The organism is Actinoplanes sp. ATCC 53533 (assembly GCF_003947245.1).
This window is the reverse complement of the sequence record NZ_QHHV01000271.1, coordinates 1-18538: the sequence shown is the minus strand read 5'-3', so window position 1 is coordinate 18538 and position 18538 is coordinate 1. Positions and strand designations below refer to the sequence as shown.

Annotated in this window: 15 protein-coding genes; 11 read left to right on the top strand and 4 right to left on the bottom strand. The window is 66.5% G+C overall.

The genetic code is table 11. From position 1 onward, the window contains the following. The 7 genes from DMB66_RS64885 to DMB66_RS52875 form a co-directional block, all read left to right on the top strand. Window positions 1-190, top strand: a 190-nt coding sequence (locus DMB66_RS64885) for a cytochrome P450 (RefSeq protein ID WP_233625471.1), incomplete at its 5' end; no start/stop codon positions are given. Then, window positions 172-879 (top strand): cytochrome P450, encoded by a 708-nt coding sequence (locus DMB66_RS52900; RefSeq protein ID WP_125811640.1) that lies wholly within the window; start codon window positions 172-174, stop codon window positions 877-879. The genes DMB66_RS64885 and DMB66_RS52900, both read left to right, overlap by 19 nt. A 64-nt stretch (window positions 880-943) precedes the next feature. Further along, entirely contained in the window at window positions 944-2359 is a 1416-nt protein-coding gene (locus DMB66_RS52895) for a hypothetical protein (RefSeq protein WP_125811639.1), read from the top strand. Between the two features lie 17 nt (window positions 2360-2376). Continuing rightward, the gene (locus DMB66_RS52890; protein ID WP_158647655.1) at window positions 2377-3324 is read left to right on the top strand and encodes an aspartyl/asparaginyl beta-hydroxylase domain-containing protein; all 948 of its coding nucleotides are present in this window, start codon (window positions 2377-2379) and stop codon (window positions 3322-3324) included. 46 nt (window positions 3325-3370) lie between these two features. Further along, complete coding sequence (locus DMB66_RS52885) at window positions 3371-4513, top strand: glycine amidinotransferase (protein ID WP_125811637.1); 1143 nt, start codon at window positions 3371-3373, stop codon at window positions 4511-4513. Next, window positions 4510-5787, top strand: a complete 1278-nt coding sequence (locus DMB66_RS52880) for an ATP-grasp domain-containing protein (RefSeq protein ID WP_125811636.1) — start codon at window positions 4510-4512, stop codon at window positions 5785-5787. Before DMB66_RS52885 ends, DMB66_RS52880 begins: the two co-directional genes overlap by 4 nt. Next, the gene (locus tag DMB66_RS52875) at window positions 5784-6422 is read left to right on the top strand and encodes a class I SAM-dependent methyltransferase (protein ID WP_125811635.1); all 639 of its coding nucleotides are present in this window, start codon (window positions 5784-5786) and stop codon (window positions 6420-6422) included. The genes DMB66_RS52880 and DMB66_RS52875 overlap by 4 nt, the downstream gene beginning before the upstream one ends. Window positions 6423-6634: 212 nt before the next feature. Here the strand turns inward: DMB66_RS52875 and DMB66_RS52865 are convergent, their stop codons facing one another. The 3 genes from DMB66_RS52865 to DMB66_RS52855 all read right to left on the bottom strand — a co-directional run bounded on the left by DMB66_RS52865 (window position 6635) and on the right by DMB66_RS52855 (window position 9224). Beyond that, a complete protein-coding gene (locus tag DMB66_RS52865) occupies window positions 6635-7510 on the bottom strand; it encodes a hypothetical protein (protein WP_125811633.1) in 876 nt (291 codons plus the stop codon). A gap of 133 nt (window positions 7511-7643) precedes the next feature. Continuing rightward, window positions 7644-7877, bottom strand: coding sequence for a hypothetical protein (locus tag DMB66_RS52860; RefSeq protein ID WP_125811632.1), 234 nt, complete (start codon window positions 7875-7877; stop codon window positions 7644-7646). A gap of 363 nt (window positions 7878-8240) precedes the next feature. Next, the gene (locus tag DMB66_RS52855) at window positions 8241-9224 is read right to left on the bottom strand and encodes a phosphotransferase family protein (protein ID WP_125811631.1); all 984 of its coding nucleotides are present in this window, start codon (window positions 9222-9224) and stop codon (window positions 8241-8243) included. A gap of 581 nt (window positions 9225-9805) precedes the next feature. Here DMB66_RS52855 and DMB66_RS52850 point away from each other — a divergent pair. The 4 genes from DMB66_RS52850 to DMB66_RS52835 all read left to right on the top strand — a co-directional run bounded on the left by DMB66_RS52850 (window position 9806) and on the right by DMB66_RS52835 (window position 16965). Further along, on the top strand, window positions 9806-10411 hold the full coding sequence (locus DMB66_RS52850) for a GPP34 family phosphoprotein (protein ID WP_255441513.1): 606 nt from the start codon (window positions 9806-9808) through the stop codon (window positions 10409-10411). A 35-nt stretch (window positions 10412-10446) separates the two neighbouring features. Continuing rightward, a complete protein-coding gene (locus tag DMB66_RS52845; protein ID WP_125811629.1) occupies window positions 10447-11949 on the top strand; it encodes an APC family permease in 1503 nt (500 codons plus the stop codon). A gap of 5 nt (window positions 11950-11954) precedes the next feature. Beyond that, on the top strand, window positions 11955-12530 hold the full coding sequence (locus tag DMB66_RS52840) for a GNAT family N-acetyltransferase (RefSeq protein WP_125811641.1): 576 nt from the start codon (window positions 11955-11957) through the stop codon (window positions 12528-12530). A 430-nt stretch (window positions 12531-12960) separates the two neighbouring features. Continuing rightward, window positions 12961-16965 (top strand): type IIL restriction-modification enzyme MmeI, encoded by a 4005-nt coding sequence (locus DMB66_RS52835; RefSeq protein ID WP_125811628.1) that lies wholly within the window; start codon window positions 12961-12963, stop codon window positions 16963-16965. Here DMB66_RS52835 and DMB66_RS52830 read toward each other — a convergent pair. Further along, on the bottom strand, window positions 16957-18538 hold a 1582-nt coding region (locus DMB66_RS52830; protein ID WP_233625470.1), incomplete at its 5' end, for an HNH endonuclease family protein. The two genes, DMB66_RS52835 and DMB66_RS52830, sit on opposite strands and share 9 nt — an antisense overlap.

The window sequence follows — 18538 nt, the reverse complement described above, 5'->3', positions numbered from 1 at the left end:
AGACCTCGCGGCCGTCGAGCTGCGGGCACGGCAGTTGGTGAAGATGCGATTGTCCGAGCTTGAGGAATCCGAGTGTTTCGACGTGATGGCGAAGGTCGCTCGACCGTTGGCCCTCTCGGTTGTCGCTGACGTGCTCGGCGTCGAAGAGCCTGAGGTGGACACGTTTCCGCCGTGTCCGACACGATCATGAGGAGCATGGACGCCGGCCTCGACCCGGCGGCAGCCGAGCCGGGACGCCAAGCCCGGCTGGAGCTGAATGCGCTGGTCGAGAGCTGGTACGAGGCTTCTGACCGTCCTGGTGTGCTCTCTCACGTGCGGCTGCACGCCGAACGCTCGGCGCTCCCGGACCTCGATCTCTATGTGCGTAACACCGCACGGGTGATGTTCCAGGGCGGGTACAGCACGATGGTCGCGGCGATCGGGAACGTCGTGCACACCCTGCTTCGACATCCAGGTTGGCTGGCGCGGATGCGGGATCCCCGGCTGCTGCGCACCGGCATCGACGAGCTGATCAGGTACGACGGGCCGGTCCAGGGCACCAGTCGCATCGCCACCACCGCGACGCGGATCGGCGACGCGCCGGTTGAAGCAGGCGACACGGTCCTGGTGCTGTTCGCCGCGGCTAACCGCGATCCGGATCAGTTCGCCGAGCCCGACCGGTTGATCATCGATCGTGCCTCCGCCAGCCGGCACCTCGGGTACGGCTGGGGCCCGCACTCCTGCCTCGGGGCGGTGACTGCTCAGCTCGCCCTGCGCGCCCTCGTCGCCGGCCTGGACCAGCACACATCTGGCCTGCACCTCGCGGGCATTCCACGGCGGCGCCGGACGGCGACCATACGGGTCTTCGAGGCTCTGCCCGCTTCCTTCCGCGCTCGGTGATCACGGCCCTGCCGTGTTCAGCAGCAAAGTTCGCCGCCTTCCTGGACTGATCGGAGACCCCTTCGTGCGCATCCTCATCGGCAACCACATCGACCCTGCCATCCGCGAACGCGGTGACCTGCGCGCCTGGACTCAGCGGGTGTTGTGGTTCGCCCGCGACGGTGACCTGGTCATTCTCAGCGACGAGCCAGACCCGCGGTTCTTGGCCGAGGTGACCTCGCTGACCCGCGTCGACCCGCGAACCCTGACCATCCTGGTAGCCCCACCGGGGAGGTACGCCGGCCGGCTGCTGGATCCCGCTGTCCTCGCCCACGATTCCCTGCTCAGCTCGGTACGGACCGTTGTGCGGGCTGAGCCCGTTGAAGAAATCTTCGCTCTTTGGCCCTCTGCATCGGTCGCCCGATTCAGCGCCGCGCTGCGGCTCACCGACCGCTTTCCCGGGGCCGGGTTCTTCGCGCAGAACGGCGGGGAACTGTGTAACAACAAGGCAGTCTTCCGTTCGCTCGCCGCGGGCGCGGGCGTTCCGATCACGAGCGGGGAGGTCTGTCACAGCCCGCGCGACGCCGTGGACGCGACCCTCGCCTTGCTTTCGTACTCGGGCGCGGTCGTCGTCAAACAGGCCCACAACGGGGCAGGAGTGGGTAACGAACTCGTGCTGCGCGACCTGGCGTTGACCTGCGATCACGTCGGGGCGCGCCACCTGCACCATCTCGTCGGTCCCACCCCCGCTGCGGTGGAGGCGTACTGGACGCAGCGGTGGGACTGGGCGTCAGCCGATGGTCGCTTCCCTGTGGTGGTCGAACAGTTCATGCCCGGCGCAGCCTCGGTCTATACCGAGTACCGCGTCACCGACCACGAAGTCGATCCCACCGAGATGGGCTCCCTGCACTACGTCGGCCGGCGCCTCGACCACCAGATCGTGCAGTTGCACGTGGTCACCGAGGACGTACGTGCCCAGCTCGCCGCTGGCGGCGCGGCGTTGGCGAAGGCCTACCGCCAGGTGGGATACCGGGGTCACCTGAGCGCGGACGCGATCGTTACGGTCGCCGGACGCGTGCTGTTCACCGAGGTCAACGCTCAGGTCACCGGCTCCTTGCACATCTACCAGAGCATCGCCCACGAGATCGTCAACGTCGGCCGGGAGCTGCGGCGCCGAGTGGTGGAGCACCACACACCGCCGACGTGGGCTGTTGACGACGCCGATGCCTTCAATGCCGCCCTCGACGACCTGGGCTGCAAGTACGACCCCGCGACCCGGACCGGAGTCATCCCCTCCATGCCGATCATGACAACGGCGGGGGCGCCGGCACAGTTCGTCTTCTGCATCGCCTACGGCGACGAGACCGTCCGCAAGGACATCCTCGACCGCCTCGATCAGCGATTCAGCACCGTGCCGAGGCAGGCGGCGCGTCACACCATGACGCGACCGCCAGGCGAAACCAGCCTGATCGTCCGCAGCGCGATTCCCGTCGGACCATGAGCCGAAGGAGCAAACCCGTGGCCGCGTCCCATCCCACCACCGTCCAACTCACACCCAGCTACCTCGCCGACCGGCTCGCCGGCGAACTCGCAGAGGTGACCGGACACCGCTGGCACCACCAACGCACCCGCCTGGCAGGAGGCGGCCTCAGCTCCGCCAGCCTGATCGACTGGCGTGTCCTCCCACTTCGCAACCCCGGCGGCGACCCCGACCGTACCGACCCGGGCGGCCCAGGCCCGGCCGACTTCGCCTTCACCCCATGGCTCGAACACCTGCCCTACCTGCGCGGCATCCTCGGTGCCATTCCCGCCCCACTGCACGCCGTGCGACTGATGGCGCTCGGCCCAGGAGCGGTCTCCGCACCGCACCGCGATCCCAAGTACGCCCTGAACCGCGGATTCGTTCGGCTGCACATCCCCATCACCACCCAGCCCGGAGCAGTACTCGTCATCGACGGCGAGGACCACCGCTGGCAGCCGGGAGAACTCTGGTACGGGGACTTCTCCCGCGAGCACCTCGTTCGCAACACCGGCGACACGACCCGTATCCACGCCGTGATCGACGCCCTACTGACCAGGGAACTGGTCACCTTATTCCCGGCCCGATGCCACGTGATGCTCCTCGCCGACGACGTCCTGCTCAACCGGCGGACCTTCAGCGGCTCGATCCATCGCCAGACATCGTCGACACAGCTCGACCTGCCGTCGGGCTTCACCGACTTCGACCACGACGACGCACTCGGCGGACCCGTCCAGCCCGCCCAACTCGATGCCGGACCGGAACGGGCAACGCTCGCCGTCGCCGGCCGAAGGTTCGCCCTCGTCGAGGTCGCGGCCCAGGAGTACCGATTCGCCGGTTGGAGCGAACAGCGCACCATCCAGCTCACCGTCGCCGGCCCGCTGCTGCACAGCCGACTCGGCCGCGATCACCAGCAGCGCCGGCTCACCGCAGCCGACTGCCGCTGACCGACCACAGGTCCCAACCGCGCGACGACGGAAAGACACCCCAGCCATGCGCCTGCACAGCCACGACGACTTCACACCCCTGCGAGAGATCGTCGTCGGTTCCGCCGCCAACTACCTCGGCCACGACCGCGACGTCACCTTCGAACTGTTCCACCACGACAACCTGCACGGATTCCGCTCCGACTGGGCCTACCCCCGCCTCAGCCACGGCGGAAGCCAGGACACCCAGCGATGGAAGATCAACAAACGGTACGCCGAGGAGCTCCACGACGACGTCGAGAACCTGGCTGCCATCCTGACCGATCTCGGCGTCACCGTGCACCGGCCTCTGCCGCTGCCTCCGGACGCGGCGGAGATCGCCGGCTTGGGCTGGCGGGCCACACCGACACCGGCGCTGAACATCCGGGACAACACCCTCATCCTCGGCGACGAGATCATCGAGACGCCGCCGGCCATCCGCTCCCGCTACCTGGAGACACGGCTACTCACCCCGATCCTCCGCCGCTACTACGACGCCGGGGCCCGCTGGACGACCATGCCACGGCCCACGCTCACCGACTGCTCGTTCGACCTGTCCTACGCCAGGGACACCACCACGACCCTCGGCGGCCCCACCGAACCCATCGAATACCCTCAACCGACCCCGTACGACGTCGGGTTCGACCTCATGCTCGACGGCGCCCAGGTGCTCAGACTCGGCCGGGACCTGATCGTCAACGTCGCCCACGAGAACCACCGCCTGGCCGTCGACTGGCTCCAACGGCACCTCGGCGACCGCTACCGGATCCACCGCGTGCACCGCATGGCCGACAACCACATCGACAGCATGCTCCTCGCGCTACGACCAGGCGTCTTCCTGGCCCGGCACGAAGGCCTACGGGACTTGCTCCCGGAACCGCTGCGGTCCTGGAAGTTCATCGTCGCGCCGCCACCGGATCCGGGAGCGTTTCCCGCCTACAACAGTGACGAACTGATCCTCACCAGCCCGTACATCGACCTGAACGTGCTCTCGATCGACACCGACATGGTCTTGGTCAACGAAGACTGTCCTCAGCTGCGCCAACTCCTCGACGCCGAGGGATTCGACACCGTGGCCGTGCGGCACCGACACCGACGCCTGTTCGGCGGAGGCTTCCACTGCTTCACCCTCGACACCCACCGGCTCGGCGGCTGCGAGGACTACCTGTGACCGTCCGGATCCTCCTGCTCGACCCCAGCGGGCCCGAGGCCGGTGCGCTCATCGCCGCCGCTGAGAGCCGCGGCTACCAGGTCCACGGCGTCCTTTCTCGACACGGCCCGCACACGTCACCGTGTCCTCCCGCCCTCGCCAGCCGACTACCCGTCGACTTCACCCAGCCCGACTGCGCACTTCACGAGGTGGTTGACCACGCCCGCCTGATCCGAGCCGACGCCGCCCTGACCACCAACGAGTACCTCACGCCGTTGCTGGCCACCGTGTGCGCGGCACTCGGGCTCCCCGGAAACGACCCGAGCCGTGCCATCGCCGCCCGCAACAAGATCTTGATGCAGGAGGCTTTCCGTCGCAGTCGGGTTGCCACACCCCGCAGCCTGGTCATCCACAACCCGGAGCACGCCCTCCAGCGCCTCACCACGCTCGGCTGGCCGTTCCCCTGCGTGGTCAAGCCCGCCGCCACGGCCGGCTCCGCTGGCGTGACCGTCGTCCACAACGGCGAAAATCTCGCTGCTGCGTGGGCCGACGCGCGCACCGCCCGGCCCATGCACGGGCTACTCGCCGATCCCCGAGTGCTTCTTCAGGAGCACCTCGACGGTGCCGAGTACAGCGTCGAGTCGCTCACCCAGGACGGACGCACCACCCACCTGTGCATCACCCGGAAGCTGGTCACCAGCGGCCCGCACCGGGTCGAGATCGGTCACAGCCTGCCCACCCGCCTGCCGATCACCACTGAACGCGCCATCCTCAAGCAGGCCGAACGGGCGATCACCGCCGTCGGCATCCGCAACGGAGCCTCACATACGGAGGTCATCGTGCGACCCTACGCCGTATGCTCCGTGATCGAGATCGGCGCCCGTATCGGCGCCGGACGCATCGGCCTTCTCCTCCAGCACGCCCTCGGCATAGACCCGTGGGCCGCACTCCTGGACATCGCCCTCGGCCGGCCTGCGGATCTCACCCCGACCCGCCGCGGCTACGCGACCATCCGCTTCATCACCAGCAGCCGCACCGGCCTGTTCCGGGGAGCCGAGGGCTTACCCACGCGGGGACCTCACGTCCCCGAGGTCCAACTGCGAGCCAGACCCGGTGCCGCCGTCCACGAGGCCCGCCGTAACAGTGACCGGATCGGCCATTTCATCGTGACCGGCACCAGCCCGGCGACCGTCGAGCGCTACGCACAGCGGCTTCACGCCGCCGTGACCGTCGACGTCCAACCCGCTCCGGCCACGACGCCGTCACCAGATCCCGTGCCGGTCAGGAAACGATGATCACCGCCCGCGACTTCGACGACCTGTTCCGCACCGAGGCCGCCCACAGCCGCTTCGCCGCCACCGTCCAGCTCGTCGATCCTCATCTCCCGCCGGAGATCGAACCGTACTCATTCCTTTCCTCGTCGCTGCTCGACGCTGTCCTGCACGGCCTCGACCTGCGACCGGGCCACCGCCTCGTCGACCTTGGCTGCGGCCGAGGTGGACCCGGCCTCTGGCTCGCCCGCCGCACCCGCGCGAGCCTTGTCGGCATCGACTTCTCCCAAATCGCGACCTCCCAGGCATACCACCGTGCGGGAGCGATCGCACCACCGGCCGCCGCCCACTTCGTCGTGGCAGACCGGACCGCGACCGGGCTGGCGAGCCACGTCGCGGACGCAGCGGTCTCTATCGACGCCATGCAATACGCCAGTGACCGGGTCACCGCAGCCCGCGAGGCCCGGCGAATCCTGCGACCGGGAGGCCGCCTGGTCCTGACCGGCTGGCATCCCCGCATCCCGGGCGACCCCCGCCTGCCCGCACGGCACCGCCACTCCAACTGGCCCGCTGATCTCGGCACTGCGGGCTTCACCGGCGTCCGATGCCTGACCGACGAGCGATGGGACCGCACCGGCAGGCCCTCGCGCTGGCGCTGAACCTCAGCTGGCGGTCCATCCCCGCCGACGGCGGCTTCTGCACCTTCCAACGGCTGGTCACCGAGAACACGACGTTCAAGCATCAAGTACGGACTCTCAACTCGGACAACAAGGCTCTCGGTGACCGACTCGCCACCGCCCGCAATAGTCGGGCTCAGGGCCAACAGATTGCCAGCCTCCAAGCCGATCTGCTGCATCTCCAGGAGCTGGCGTTAGGCATTCCCGGCTGTTAGCCAATCAACGATAGCGTCGCTGATTTTCAATCCCGTAAGTTCCTCAATCCAACCAAACTGGCCGGCGGGGTTCACCTCCACGAAAATGGTCCGATAATCCCTGGTCACGATGAAGTCGAATGCTGCATATACAAGCGCACTCGACTCCATAAAACTTCGTAGGGCAGAGGTCGTGGAGGCGTCGAGCACAGCTGGCGAATGCGGGGTATTGGGCAGGTCGTAGCGACGCCAGTCAGTTTGTGTTCGTTCGGTTGCCTGCGACTCGATTCGACAAGTAAAAATCTCATCGGCAACCACGGTGACACGAAGTTCGTAAGCCTTATCGACGTACGGCTGGACAAACACCGGCGCCAGCGATACTGCCTCCGCCATACCCAGCGCCGCCGACCCGTCGAGACGGCTCGTGAAGAGTGAAAGCACAGACTCGTAGTCGTTGTCGATAACAGCCGACCAGGCCCCAGTCGGCTTAACTGCAATGTCGTCGCCATGCTTCGTGAAGCGCTGGACAGCTTCGCAGAACGCCGCCGGCGAATCGGTCAGAACTGTCGGTATGCACTCCATGCCCACGCGACTTGCAAGGTGTGATCCGAGCACCTTGTTCTGGTCGAAGCGGCGGTCCGCTCCTACTGGATTCATCCAGACGGCTTCAGAAGCGAACAGCATATTCAGCGTATTCCTGTACTGCGCCTGGATGAAAGATTTGACGCCAGGATCGAGGTCCGACTCGCTGCCGAAAGTCGGGAAGGCAGGCCTCCGCCGGAGAATTCTGGTCTCCGACCCTATGTAATATTCAGATCCAGCCTTGACGTCAATGATCCGAACGCATGGCTGGTGTCCACCGCTATGGTCGATCACGATAGAATAGTCCGACGAAGCCAAGCGCTCGCATTCGACTACGTGGGCATCGTGCCCCCGCGCTAAGAGGCGCTCGACGACCAGCCCCGCACTACCGTCTAGGTCATCGGAAATGATTAGCGGCCCCGAGACTTTAGTCCTCGGCATAGTCGGTGTTGGTTTCTCCGCCGTTGTCGGTCTGAGTGCGCCACGGACGCATAGTGGGCCCTTGAGGACTGTTCTCGTATTGCGGGTTGCTCTCCTGCTCCTGGTTGGTTGCCGACGCATTCAACGGCGCCGGATTTACCCGTTCACCCAGCTTCAACATCAAGGGAAGACCGGCACCCAAAAGGGCCTGAGAGGAGATCTTGTCGATGATCTGAGCCATGAAGGCACGCTATCCCCCCACGAGTCGACCATGCAAGGTTGGCCCATGGTTGTCAGGCCGTTCGGACGCTCGCGATAGATGATCGTCAGACCGCTGGGGCACCAACGGTCAGCTGACAAAGCAAGTTCGAATCATATTTACGTGTTAGCTCAATCGAGTGACTTTCAACTGTCCAAAATCATGCGCGTGCCGCACATGCTCACGACGTAGGAGTCCAGCTCAGAGCGTTCTTGATCTTAAATTCGGTCAGAAAACTGGATGGTTCCACGACGTGCGGACTGCCGGCCGAGGCACGATGCCGGCTGCCTACCGCTCATCTGCTCCGGCCGGTCATGGTCGTGGCTACCGCCTGACTGGCTCCGCTCAGGCCAGGCGGGCGAGCACGGCAGCCACCTCCGCATAGGAGGTGCGCACGCCGTCGGCGTTGCCGAGCCGGTGCCGTTCAAGCCGAATCGTCCCGAGGTGGCGCAGCTCGTAGATCAGCCCGCGCACGGTCGCGGGCTCGGATCGGTCCGGCTGCCCGTAGGTCTCCCAGAACGCGTCCCGTTCCGTGCCGGGCTTCGCCGATGCCATCCGGATCGTCCAGTCCGCCGCCGGATCACCCCACCAGGTGCGATCCAGATCCAGCACGCCGGTGATCGTCGGCTCGGCAGCGACCGGGTCGAGCATCACGTTGACGTTCCACAGGTCGCCTGCCAGCAGCCGCGGCTCCCGGATCTCCTCCAGGACGTCACGGTGCCGCTCGGCGGCGACAACCGCCGCCCGCAGGTCACCGCCGTCCAGACCGACGCCCTCGACGTCGGCGGCGATATCGGTCAGCGACGCCACCACCGCCTCGCTCCAGCTCAGGTAACCCGGCCCGGTCACCCACCCGAAGTGCGGACCACGGATCGCGTGCACCCGGCCCGCGATCGTCCCCATCTGCCGGTAGTAACCCGTCCAGGAGCTGCGCGGGTAACTGCCCAGGTGCTCCGGCGCGGGGAGCCCGTCGAGGAAGGTCTGCACCAGGTAATCCCGGCCGACGACCTCATGGGTCCAGTCCGCCGCCAACACCCGCGGCATCAACGCCGCCAGCGACGCGAGCCACGGCACGGTCGCGTACTCGTTGCGCATCAGCTCCCGCTCGCTGCGGAACTGCCGCCCCGGCACCGGAGCCACGCGAAGCACCACCGGCCGGAGCTGGCCCTTCACCTCGACCCGATAGGTGTTGTTGTACATCCCGAGGCCCAGCTCCACCGCCGCCAGTGCATCGGCGTCGAAGACGCGCCGACAGATTTCCTGGATCTGTTCGCCGGTCAGCGATTCCTGAAACGCCCCTGTGGCACGCGCGATCGGCCGGAACTCCATCGGAACCCTTCGCCTCAGTGGTCGAGCAATCGGCAGCTCGACCCTACTCACCCAACGACGCACCACGCGCTCCGATCCGCAGACACACATGGCCGCACCGGACCCGGTGGGGTCCCGGGTGCACCCCCACCGTGGCCCTGGAAATGGCGTGCACCACACGAGATCGTCGATGCGCGCCGCCGTGATCGCCAGCGCTACCCGAAGCGTACGGGCAGGTCAGCGGCGCTGTGGACGACCCCGGGGTGGGCGTGAGGTGTCGTAGCAGGTCCCCCAGCTGCACGACACCGGTCTTCGCCAGCCTCGGGGCTGCACCACGACGAGCCCTTGTGGAGAGGAGACAGCACCGTGCACGCGAAAGCACCCAGCTTTCTGGAGTTCTCCACCGGCAGCCGAGCCGGATCTGATCACGGCCGCCACGGACGGGCGCTGCCGTGATGGCGTACCTTGACGCCGAACGTGCGCAAGGCCCCGCGTCGGCCCACAGCGGCGGCCGGCACGCCGCCGTCGGATCGTGGCCGGTCACTGGCCGGAACCGCCCAGCGCACGGGGACCGACTCATATGGCCATTGGTGGCTGACGACGTGTTCCGGCTGGTACACCGCGACCACGACGGCCGGCTTCTGCTGAACGGGCACATCGCCGGGCTCGGACTGGCCGCCGGATTGCTCGCCGAACTGGTCCTGACCCGCCGGATCACCCTGCACACCGGCCAAGTCGTGGTGATCGACTTCACGCCGCCGGTCGACGCACTCGCCCATACGATCCTGGACCGCCTCGCCACCGAGCCGACCACCCATCCGGTACGGACCTGGCTGCCGTTCCTCGCCCAAACTGTCTACCCCGACGTCGCGGCACGACTGCTGCGGGCCGGTCACCTGCGCGAGGACGTCACCCGCAGTCTCCTGGGACGCCGCGTGCGATACGTGCCCGCGAACATGAACACCGCAGCCTGGCCCTGGGCGAGGCTGTCCCAACGCCTTCGGGCCGGGCAGCCCTTGGACCACGTCGACACCGTCCTTGGCGGGCTGGTACTGGCCACGGACCTACACCGTTCGGTCCTGCTCGGCGCAACCGCCGCCCTGGAAGCCGGCCTGCGTGACGCCGCCGCCCACGCCCCAGCACCCATCCAGGACCTGCTCGCCCACACCGAAGCCGCCGTCGGCGACACCGTCATCACCCGTACCTGACACCGGCCTACCTAATGATCGAGGAGAACCCGACCATGCCCAGCGCCTTCCGGGAAACCGCCGGCACCGTGACCGCCACCCTGGCCCGTAGCAGGCTCGGCGTGTGGCCACTGGTGTTCACCGTCATGGCCGCTGCCGCCCCGCTGACCGTGGTGGCGGGCGGCGCCACCACCGGCTTCGCGGTCACCGGCATCACCGGCATTCCCATCGCGTACGTGATCATCGCCCTCGTGCTGGCGGTGTTCTCGGTCGGGTACGTGGCGATGTCCCGGCGGATCCTCAACGCCGGCGCCTTCTACACCTACGTCACCCACGGCCTGGGCAAACCCCTCGGCGTCGGCTCAGCGTTCGTCGCGCTGGTCGGCTACAACACCATGCAGATCGGTCTCTATGGAGGATTCGGCGGCGTCCTCGCCCCGTTCCTGGCCGCCCGGTTCGGGGTGCACCTGCCCTGGTGGCTGTGCGCCTACGCCGCCTGGGCCATCGTCGCACTACTCGGCGTACGCCGCATCGACCTCAACAGCCGCGTCCTGGCCATCCTGCTGATCGCCGAGATCGCCGTCGCCGTCGGCTACGCGATCGTCCAGGTCAGCCACCCCGCACCCGGCGGCATCACCGTCACTACCCTGTCCCTGGGCAACGTGCTGACCGGCGGGATCGGCGCCGCCCTCGCCGTTGCGGTCGCCGGGTTCGTCGGCTTCGAAGGCACCGCCGTGTTCAGCGAGGAATCCAAAGACCCGCACAAGACCGTCGCCCGCGCCACCTACCTCGCGCTGACCATCATCGGCCTGCTCTACGCCTTCTGCGCCTGGGCCATGTCCGTCGCCACCGGCCCCGACCGGATCGTCGACGCTGCCCGCAGCGACGGCACGGAACTGATCTTCACCCTGGTAGCGCCGTATGTCGGGCAGACGATGATCGACCTCGGGCACCTGCTGTTCATCACCAGCCTGTTCGCCGCCCTGCTCGCGTTCCACAACACCGCCGCCCGCTACTTCTTCGCCCTCGGCCGCGAAGGCGTCCTACCCGGCATTCTGGGCCGGACCAGCCCACGCACCCGGGCACCGCTGACCGGCTCGCTGACCCAGACCGCACTGGCCGCGCTCGTGCTGGCCGTCTACGCAATCGCCGGCTGGGATCCCATCGTCCGGCTGTTCTTCTGGCTCACCGTCCTCGGCGGACTCGGCGTCCTGATCCTCATGGTCGCCACCTCGATCGCGGTGATCGCCTATTTCGCCCGCCCCGCCAACCGCGCCGACCTTGGCGTCGGCCGCGGCCTGTTCGCCCCGATCGTTGCGACTGCCGCGCTCGGTGCGGTGCTCGTGGTCACGCTCGACCAGTTCGCCACGCTGCTCGGGGTCGATCCCGCCTCTGACCTGCGCTGGCAACTGCCCGCCGTCTACGCGGTTGCCGCAGCGGTCGGTGTTGTCTGGGCGCTCATCCTCAGGACCACCCGGCCGCAGACGTACGCGGCGATCGGGCGCGGCGCGAACAGCGTCACCACCGACGACCGCACGCTTACTCCGACCGGCCGGTGACCGCGATGGCCTTCCCGCTGCGGGCTGCCATCCGCATCGCGACTTCGGACGACCTGCCTGCCGTCGCGGAGGTGCTGACCGAGGCGTTCCTGCACGGAGACCTCGCCGGCTGGCTCATCCCGCACCTCGACACCCGCGCCCGCATCTACCAGCCCTACTTCGCCCTGCTGACCGAACAAGCCCTCGCTCGCGGCCGGGTGCAGCTGTGCGGAAATGGCGCTGTAGCCGTCTGGTATGCCATCGACGGCGGGCCATTTCCAGAATTGCCCGACTACGGCCGGCGCCTCGCAGAGATCACCGGGGCATTCGAGCCGCGCTTCGCCGTACTCGACCAGGCGATGCACGCTCACCACCCGTACGACCAGCGACATCACTACCTGGCCCTACTCGCTGTGCACCCCGACGAGCAACACCGCGGCCTCGGCAGCGGTCTGCTCGCCCACCACCACGCCGAACTCGACGCTGCCGACACGCCGGCCTACCTCGAAGCCACCGGCCCGCGGAACCGTCGCATGTACGCCCGACGTGGCTACCGACCCCGGCCGATCTTCCATCTCGCCAGCGGCGGGCCGCCTCTCTAACCAATGTGGCGGCCACCGGCAGCCAATACACCCAGGCTGGCTGGGTGACTGCTCAACGTAGATCCCCTAACCGGACGACAGACGCCTGTATCCGGCCACACCGAAGGCTGCGCGCCGCCACCACGCCCGCTCGGTCGCACGGACAGCTTCGCGGCCGACCGCCACTTTGGTCGGTGACCTTGCGTCGCTCGCCGATCTGGGTGTCGCGCGTGCCGGATCGAACAGGCTGAGTTGCGACTTGGCCTTGTGGGTTGCGGTCGATCTAAGGCACGATGCCAGCAACGACATTGCAGTGAGTGATCGAGTTTGTGCACCGAGTAACGCCAAGGTTCGGCACGCAGTGTTGCTTGTCTGTCTGATGACGGCCGCGAACCGTCGAAGGCGTCGTGCTGCATCCTCGTGCCGGCATGGTCAGGCGAGGGGCCCGCCCATGAGTCGTAGCACGCGATCGCGCAGGGATTTCGTCGAGGATCATCAAGACTGGCTCGCACTGGTTGGTGTATCTGGGCCGTTCTTGGCCCTTCCCGTGCTCAGTAGGGTGTGGCCGATCCTGGAAGCGGTCGATCCAGTGTGGTGGACCAAAATGAAGACCGCTCGGGCAAACGGCGATTTCGACCCAGACCCATGGGTCGAATTTCTGCTACGTCAACTGTGCGGATGGGGTGACCAGTTCCGACGCGATCGTCTTGGCCATCTTGGCATTGCCGTTCCGGAGTTCAGCACGTCGGTTGAGCCGGACTTCGCGCTGGTCGAGCCTCAGACCGCCGTCCCCAGGTTGTTGGGAATGATGCTGAAGCCTGGCCACCATCCGAACACGCGGATCAAAGGCGATGATTGGCCAGCGACGCCAGTGGACCGCATGGCTCGACTGTGCCGGCACCAGCGGGTGCCACTCGGCTTGGTCAGTGACGGCCGCTGGTTCGCACTCGTCGCGGCACCACCACAGTCAGTCACGTCAACGGCGATCTTTGACACGGCGACCTGGCCGGAGGCTTCCGAGCGTTCCGTGATCCGGGCGTTCTGCTCCCTACTAGAGCGGCGGCGGTTCTTCGGCGTTCCAGACGGGGAAAAGCTGCCAGCGCTCCTGCGAGAGAGCCTGGACAGACAGGTGGAGGTCACCGGTGTCCTTGGCGCGCAGGTCCGTCAAGCTGTGGAGATGCTGGTCGGCGCCATGGGTTGGCACGATGTGCGCGCCTTTGAACAGCGCCGACCCGGTCTGGCAGAGGTGTCGGGGCATGAGGCATTCCACGCCGCAGTCACGATGGTCATGCGAGTGGTCTTTCTCCTCTATGCCGAGGAACGCCGGCTACTCCCAGCAGATAATGACCTGTACGCCGCCTCCTACTCGGTCCGGCATCTGGCCGAGCATCTGGAGCGTCGCAGTCAGGAGGCAAGCGAGCAGGATCTTGAGCACTCCCGTAGCGCGTGGCTACAACTCCTTGCGCTCAGCGAGGCAATCCATTCGGGCGTGGTACACGGACGGCTCGTGCTGCCGACCTACGACGGGCCGATGTTCGATCCGGCGACTCATCCGTGGCTGCCGGACGTATGGATCGACGACCGCACCGTGCTCCATCTACTGAAGGCGATACGGTACGTCGAGCTCGGCCGCGAACTGCGTCGCTTGTCCTTCCGTGCGCTCGGTGTCGAGCAGATCGGGCATGTTTACGAGTTGCTGTTGGCGTACGACGCACAGCGGGCCAGCGAGGTCATGCTCGGAATCGAATGGGGTCCAGGAAAGACGACGGAGATCGCGTTGGCCAACCTGGAACATCATGACCGGCCCCGGAGGAGTTCATCGGAACGGGCTGCAGCGCTCGTCGATGCCTACGGGAAGAAGAGCGCCGGGACAGTCGAGAGTCTCGCCGCCAGGCTGACAGTGTCGGAAAAGGCCCGAGCCGAGATGCTCCCCCTCCTCTACGCCGCCGCCAATGGTGATCATGATCTGGCGCTCCGGATACTCCCGTACCTGGGCATTCTGCGCCGTGACCTGCGCGGCCAGCCGCTGGTCATTGCACCAGGCGCCCTGTTCATCACTGCATCGCAAAGCCGCGCGAGTGCAGGCGCCCACTACACCCCGCCGGACTTTGCGAGCGAGGTGGTAGACGGTGCTTTGGACGATCTGGCATACCGGCCGGGCCCTAGGGAAACGACCGATCGGTCGCGCTGGCAGGTGAAGCCCAGTGCGGAGTTGCTCGATCTTCGTATCGCAGACATCGCGGTCGGCTCCGGCGCCTTTCTCGTCGCGGCGTGCCGCTACCTGGGGCAACGCCTGATGGAAGCATGGGCAGAGGAGGGTGACAGCGAGGCCGCGAGACTCGTGAGTGTTGCCCAGAAAGATGGGCCACCCGATGATGTGGAGGCCGATCCGCTGACTATCCGTGCTCGTCGGGCGATCATCCAACGCTGTCTCTTCGGCGTCGACATCAATCCGATGGCTACCGAGATCACCAAGTTGAGCTTGTGGTTGATCTCGATGGATCCGGCGAAGCCGTTCACCTTCCTGGACCACCACATCGTGGCGGGAGATTCACTGATCGGCATCCGCTCACTGGATCAACTCGAGGAGTTGCACTTCGACACAACCGCTGGGCGACGACTGCAAGCCAAGTGGCTGGGAGACCCCGGCCGCGGCGTTCGGGACATGGTCGCCGACCTCGCCCGGACACGCCGCGAGCTGGCAGGGAAACCAGATGACAGCTTGGCGAGCGTAGTGGCGAAGTCTCGCACGTGGCGTCAGGTTCTTGCACGGACCGGCTCCGCTGCTCTGATCGCCGACTTGGTCACTGGCGCCATGCTTAAGAACGCCGGCCGGCCCGAACGTGAGCTGGACGATGATCTGGCCGCCGTCGCGGATTTCGCCCGCAGAATCATGGCGGATATGCCGGGTGTGATCGATCAAGCGCGGCGGTTGGCAGATAGTTGGCTCTCAGTTGACTTCCCGCATGGCAGCCCACCGCGAGCTCCGCTGCACTGGCCCCTGGTCTTCGCAGACGTCTTTGAGAAGGGCGGTTTCGACGCGGTGATCGGCAACCAGCCGTACTTAGGCGGCCAGAAGTTGACCGATGTCCTGGGGCGGCGATACCGCGAGTTCCTTGTGCGCTGGGTGGGCGGCAGAGTGCGGGGCAGCGCCGACCTGGTGGCGTACTTCGTCGTGCGCAGCCACGAAGTCGTGAACAACGACGGCATCACTGCCCTGATTGCCACCAATACCCTGTGGCAGGGCGACAGCCGCCAAGTTAGCCTTGATCGACTGATAGAACAGGGTGTGGCTATCCGCCGGGCCACCAAGAGTCGCCCTTGGCCCACACGATCGGCGGCACTCCAGGTCTGCATCGTGAACACTGCTTGGCGGCCACCTGCCCCAACAGCCGTGCTCGCATTGGACGGAAACCAGGTTCCCGGCATCACGGCGTCACTCGACGTTCGTTCGCGGGTCAGCGGGCCCGCACACCGGCTCGTCGCCAACGCCAGCCGCTCGTTCATCGGTTCCTACGTTCTCGGGCTCGGCTTCACGATGGCTCCGGATGAGGGATTGGCGCTGATCGAGGAGGACAGGCGCAATCGGGACGTGCTCTTTCCGTACCTCAACGGCCAGGACCTGAACGGCCGCCCGGACTGCTCCGGCAGCCGCTACGTCATCAACTTCCGCGACTGGCCCGAAGCCCGAGCCCGCACCTACCCCGACTGCTACGACCGAGTCCGCAGCTTGGTCAAGCCCGAGCGCGACCGCAACAACCGCAAGGTGTATCGAGACTTCTGGTGGCACTACGCGGAGAAACGTCCCGCGATGGTCCGGGCGATCGCAGGGTTAGACCGGGTGGTCGTGATTGCGCTGGTCAGCAAGACGGTGATGCCGGTGATGGTGCCCACTGGGCGAGTCTTCTCTCACATGCTTGGGGTGTTCGCGACGGACGATACGGCCATGTTGGCGTTGCTTTCCAGTTCGCCCCACTACTGGTGGACCGTCACCCGGGCGTCGTCGATGAGGAACGACCTCCGCTACACCCCTTCCGACGTGTTCGAGACGTTCGCCCTACCGGAGCCAACCGACGAGCTGCGGCGGCTGGGCGGTTGTCTGGATACTTTCCGGCGAGACATGATGCTGGCTCGGCAGGCAGGGCTAACTGCCACGTACAACATGGTGCACGACAAGGGTTGCCACGACGAAGACATCGCCGGCCTACGCCGTATCCACGTGGACATCGACTATGAGGTGATGCATACCTACGGTTGGGACGATCTGAACCTGGATCACGACTTTCATGACACCCGCCAAGGTATGCGTTACACCGTCGGCCCGCGGGCACGCCAGGAGATCCTCGACCGGCTACTGGAACTCAACATCGTCCGACACGACGAAGAGCATCGACGTGCCGCCGAGCGGCTTCCCCGTCAGCTCACGCTGGATGACGGCTCAGAGACGTCAGGCTGATCTGCGACGGAGGACGAGTCTTTCCTCAGTGAGGTTGACGCCGGTCGCCTTGAAGTCCGCGGCTGCGATGGACTTGCCCAGCGAGTTCGTAGGCGAGTACCAGTACGGCGGGTGCCGGCGTGCGGACGGCGCCAGCGGAGATCCGAGTACGTCTTCCAAGTCATCGAAGGTCATCGGAAGCTCGTCGACGGTCTGGGCAAGCAGCCATTGGGTGAGCGGCTGGTACTTGCCGTCGGCGGTCGACTCGTCGCCGGAGGGCAGCGGATCCTGCTGGGCTGGTACAAGCGTTGGTGCGAGGTCTCGCGGCGCAGGCCAAATCTCCAGAACCATCTGGGTGAGTTCGGCCGTGCGGGCCCGCACGAGGTCATGACCCCATCCCGTCACGGCACCGTGGATCAGGTCGGCGTTGAGCTTCAGGGTGCTGTGCCTGGCCAGCTCGGTGCGTTTGCCGGTCAGGCCCAGACCGCGCTCGACGGCCTGTTCGTCAGTCCAGGGCCGGTTGGACAGCGCCGGGTTGAGCCGGTTGTTGACCAGCGTTAGATTCCCCAGCGTGTGCACGAGACTGTCACGCTCGGCGGCGTCGCTTTCCGTGACGATGTCGGCCGACCAATGCTCGCGCCACGCCTGCGGCAGGATGTGCTCCACGGTCAGCCCGCGTGGGCAGGAAGCCTCCTCGCTCTTACTGGTCCGGCGGCGGTCTTCGATAGCCTCGAGCACCATGCGCAGCCGTGCCCGCAGCAGCGCCTTGTAAACCGGCTCGGTCTCCAGGGCCGCCCGGACGACTTCGTCGGCGGGCCACACCCGAGAATCGGCGGTCTGGGCGGCCAGGAACTCCTCGACCACGTCACCGGCATGGGCTGGTCCGGCGGCGCTCAGCTCCCGCAAGAGATCGAGCACCAACCGGTTGATGTCCTTGGCGGTGAGCCGACACAGCACGCGCCGCACCAGCCAACTCTCGAAGCTCGCCAGCGCCTTGTCCCGCTGCTGGGTCGGCAGGTCCTTCTCAGGCCACCGCAGCAGCCACAGCAGCAGCGGAGTGACAACCGCTGAGTCCAAAGCCTGCAGCGCCCGGTAACGGAACCGGCCCACGGCTGAATTGGCTGGCCAGCTGTCGAGGGTGGCGAAGGTCTTCGCCCCGGCCGCGAGGTCGGCCAGCAGCGGCTCGATCTCCAGCTTGCCGGCGAGCACCTCGTCCCGGAACGCGGTGAAGATGCGATCGGCCTGTATCTCCTTGCGGAACCGGGCGACCATCCAGTGGTTGACGAAGATGTCGACGCGTGGCACGTACTGCCGGCCGCGGGCCACCCGCGCTCGCCAGTAGTCGCCGTCGAGCTCCTGCCAATGCGTTCGGTATAGGGCGACGACGTCGGCGCCGTGCGCTCCGGCGAGCTGGAACACGAAATTCTTGATCAGGTCGGCGGCCAGCAGCGGCGCCCCGCGATGGTTGAGCGTCTCGAAGATGACCTGAGCGTTGTCGCCCGGATCCAGGTCGATTACTACGAGCTTGAGATGGTCACGCAGGGTCTGCGCGAGCGTCCTGATTCTCGCCACCGAGTCGGCTGGACCGTCCGGC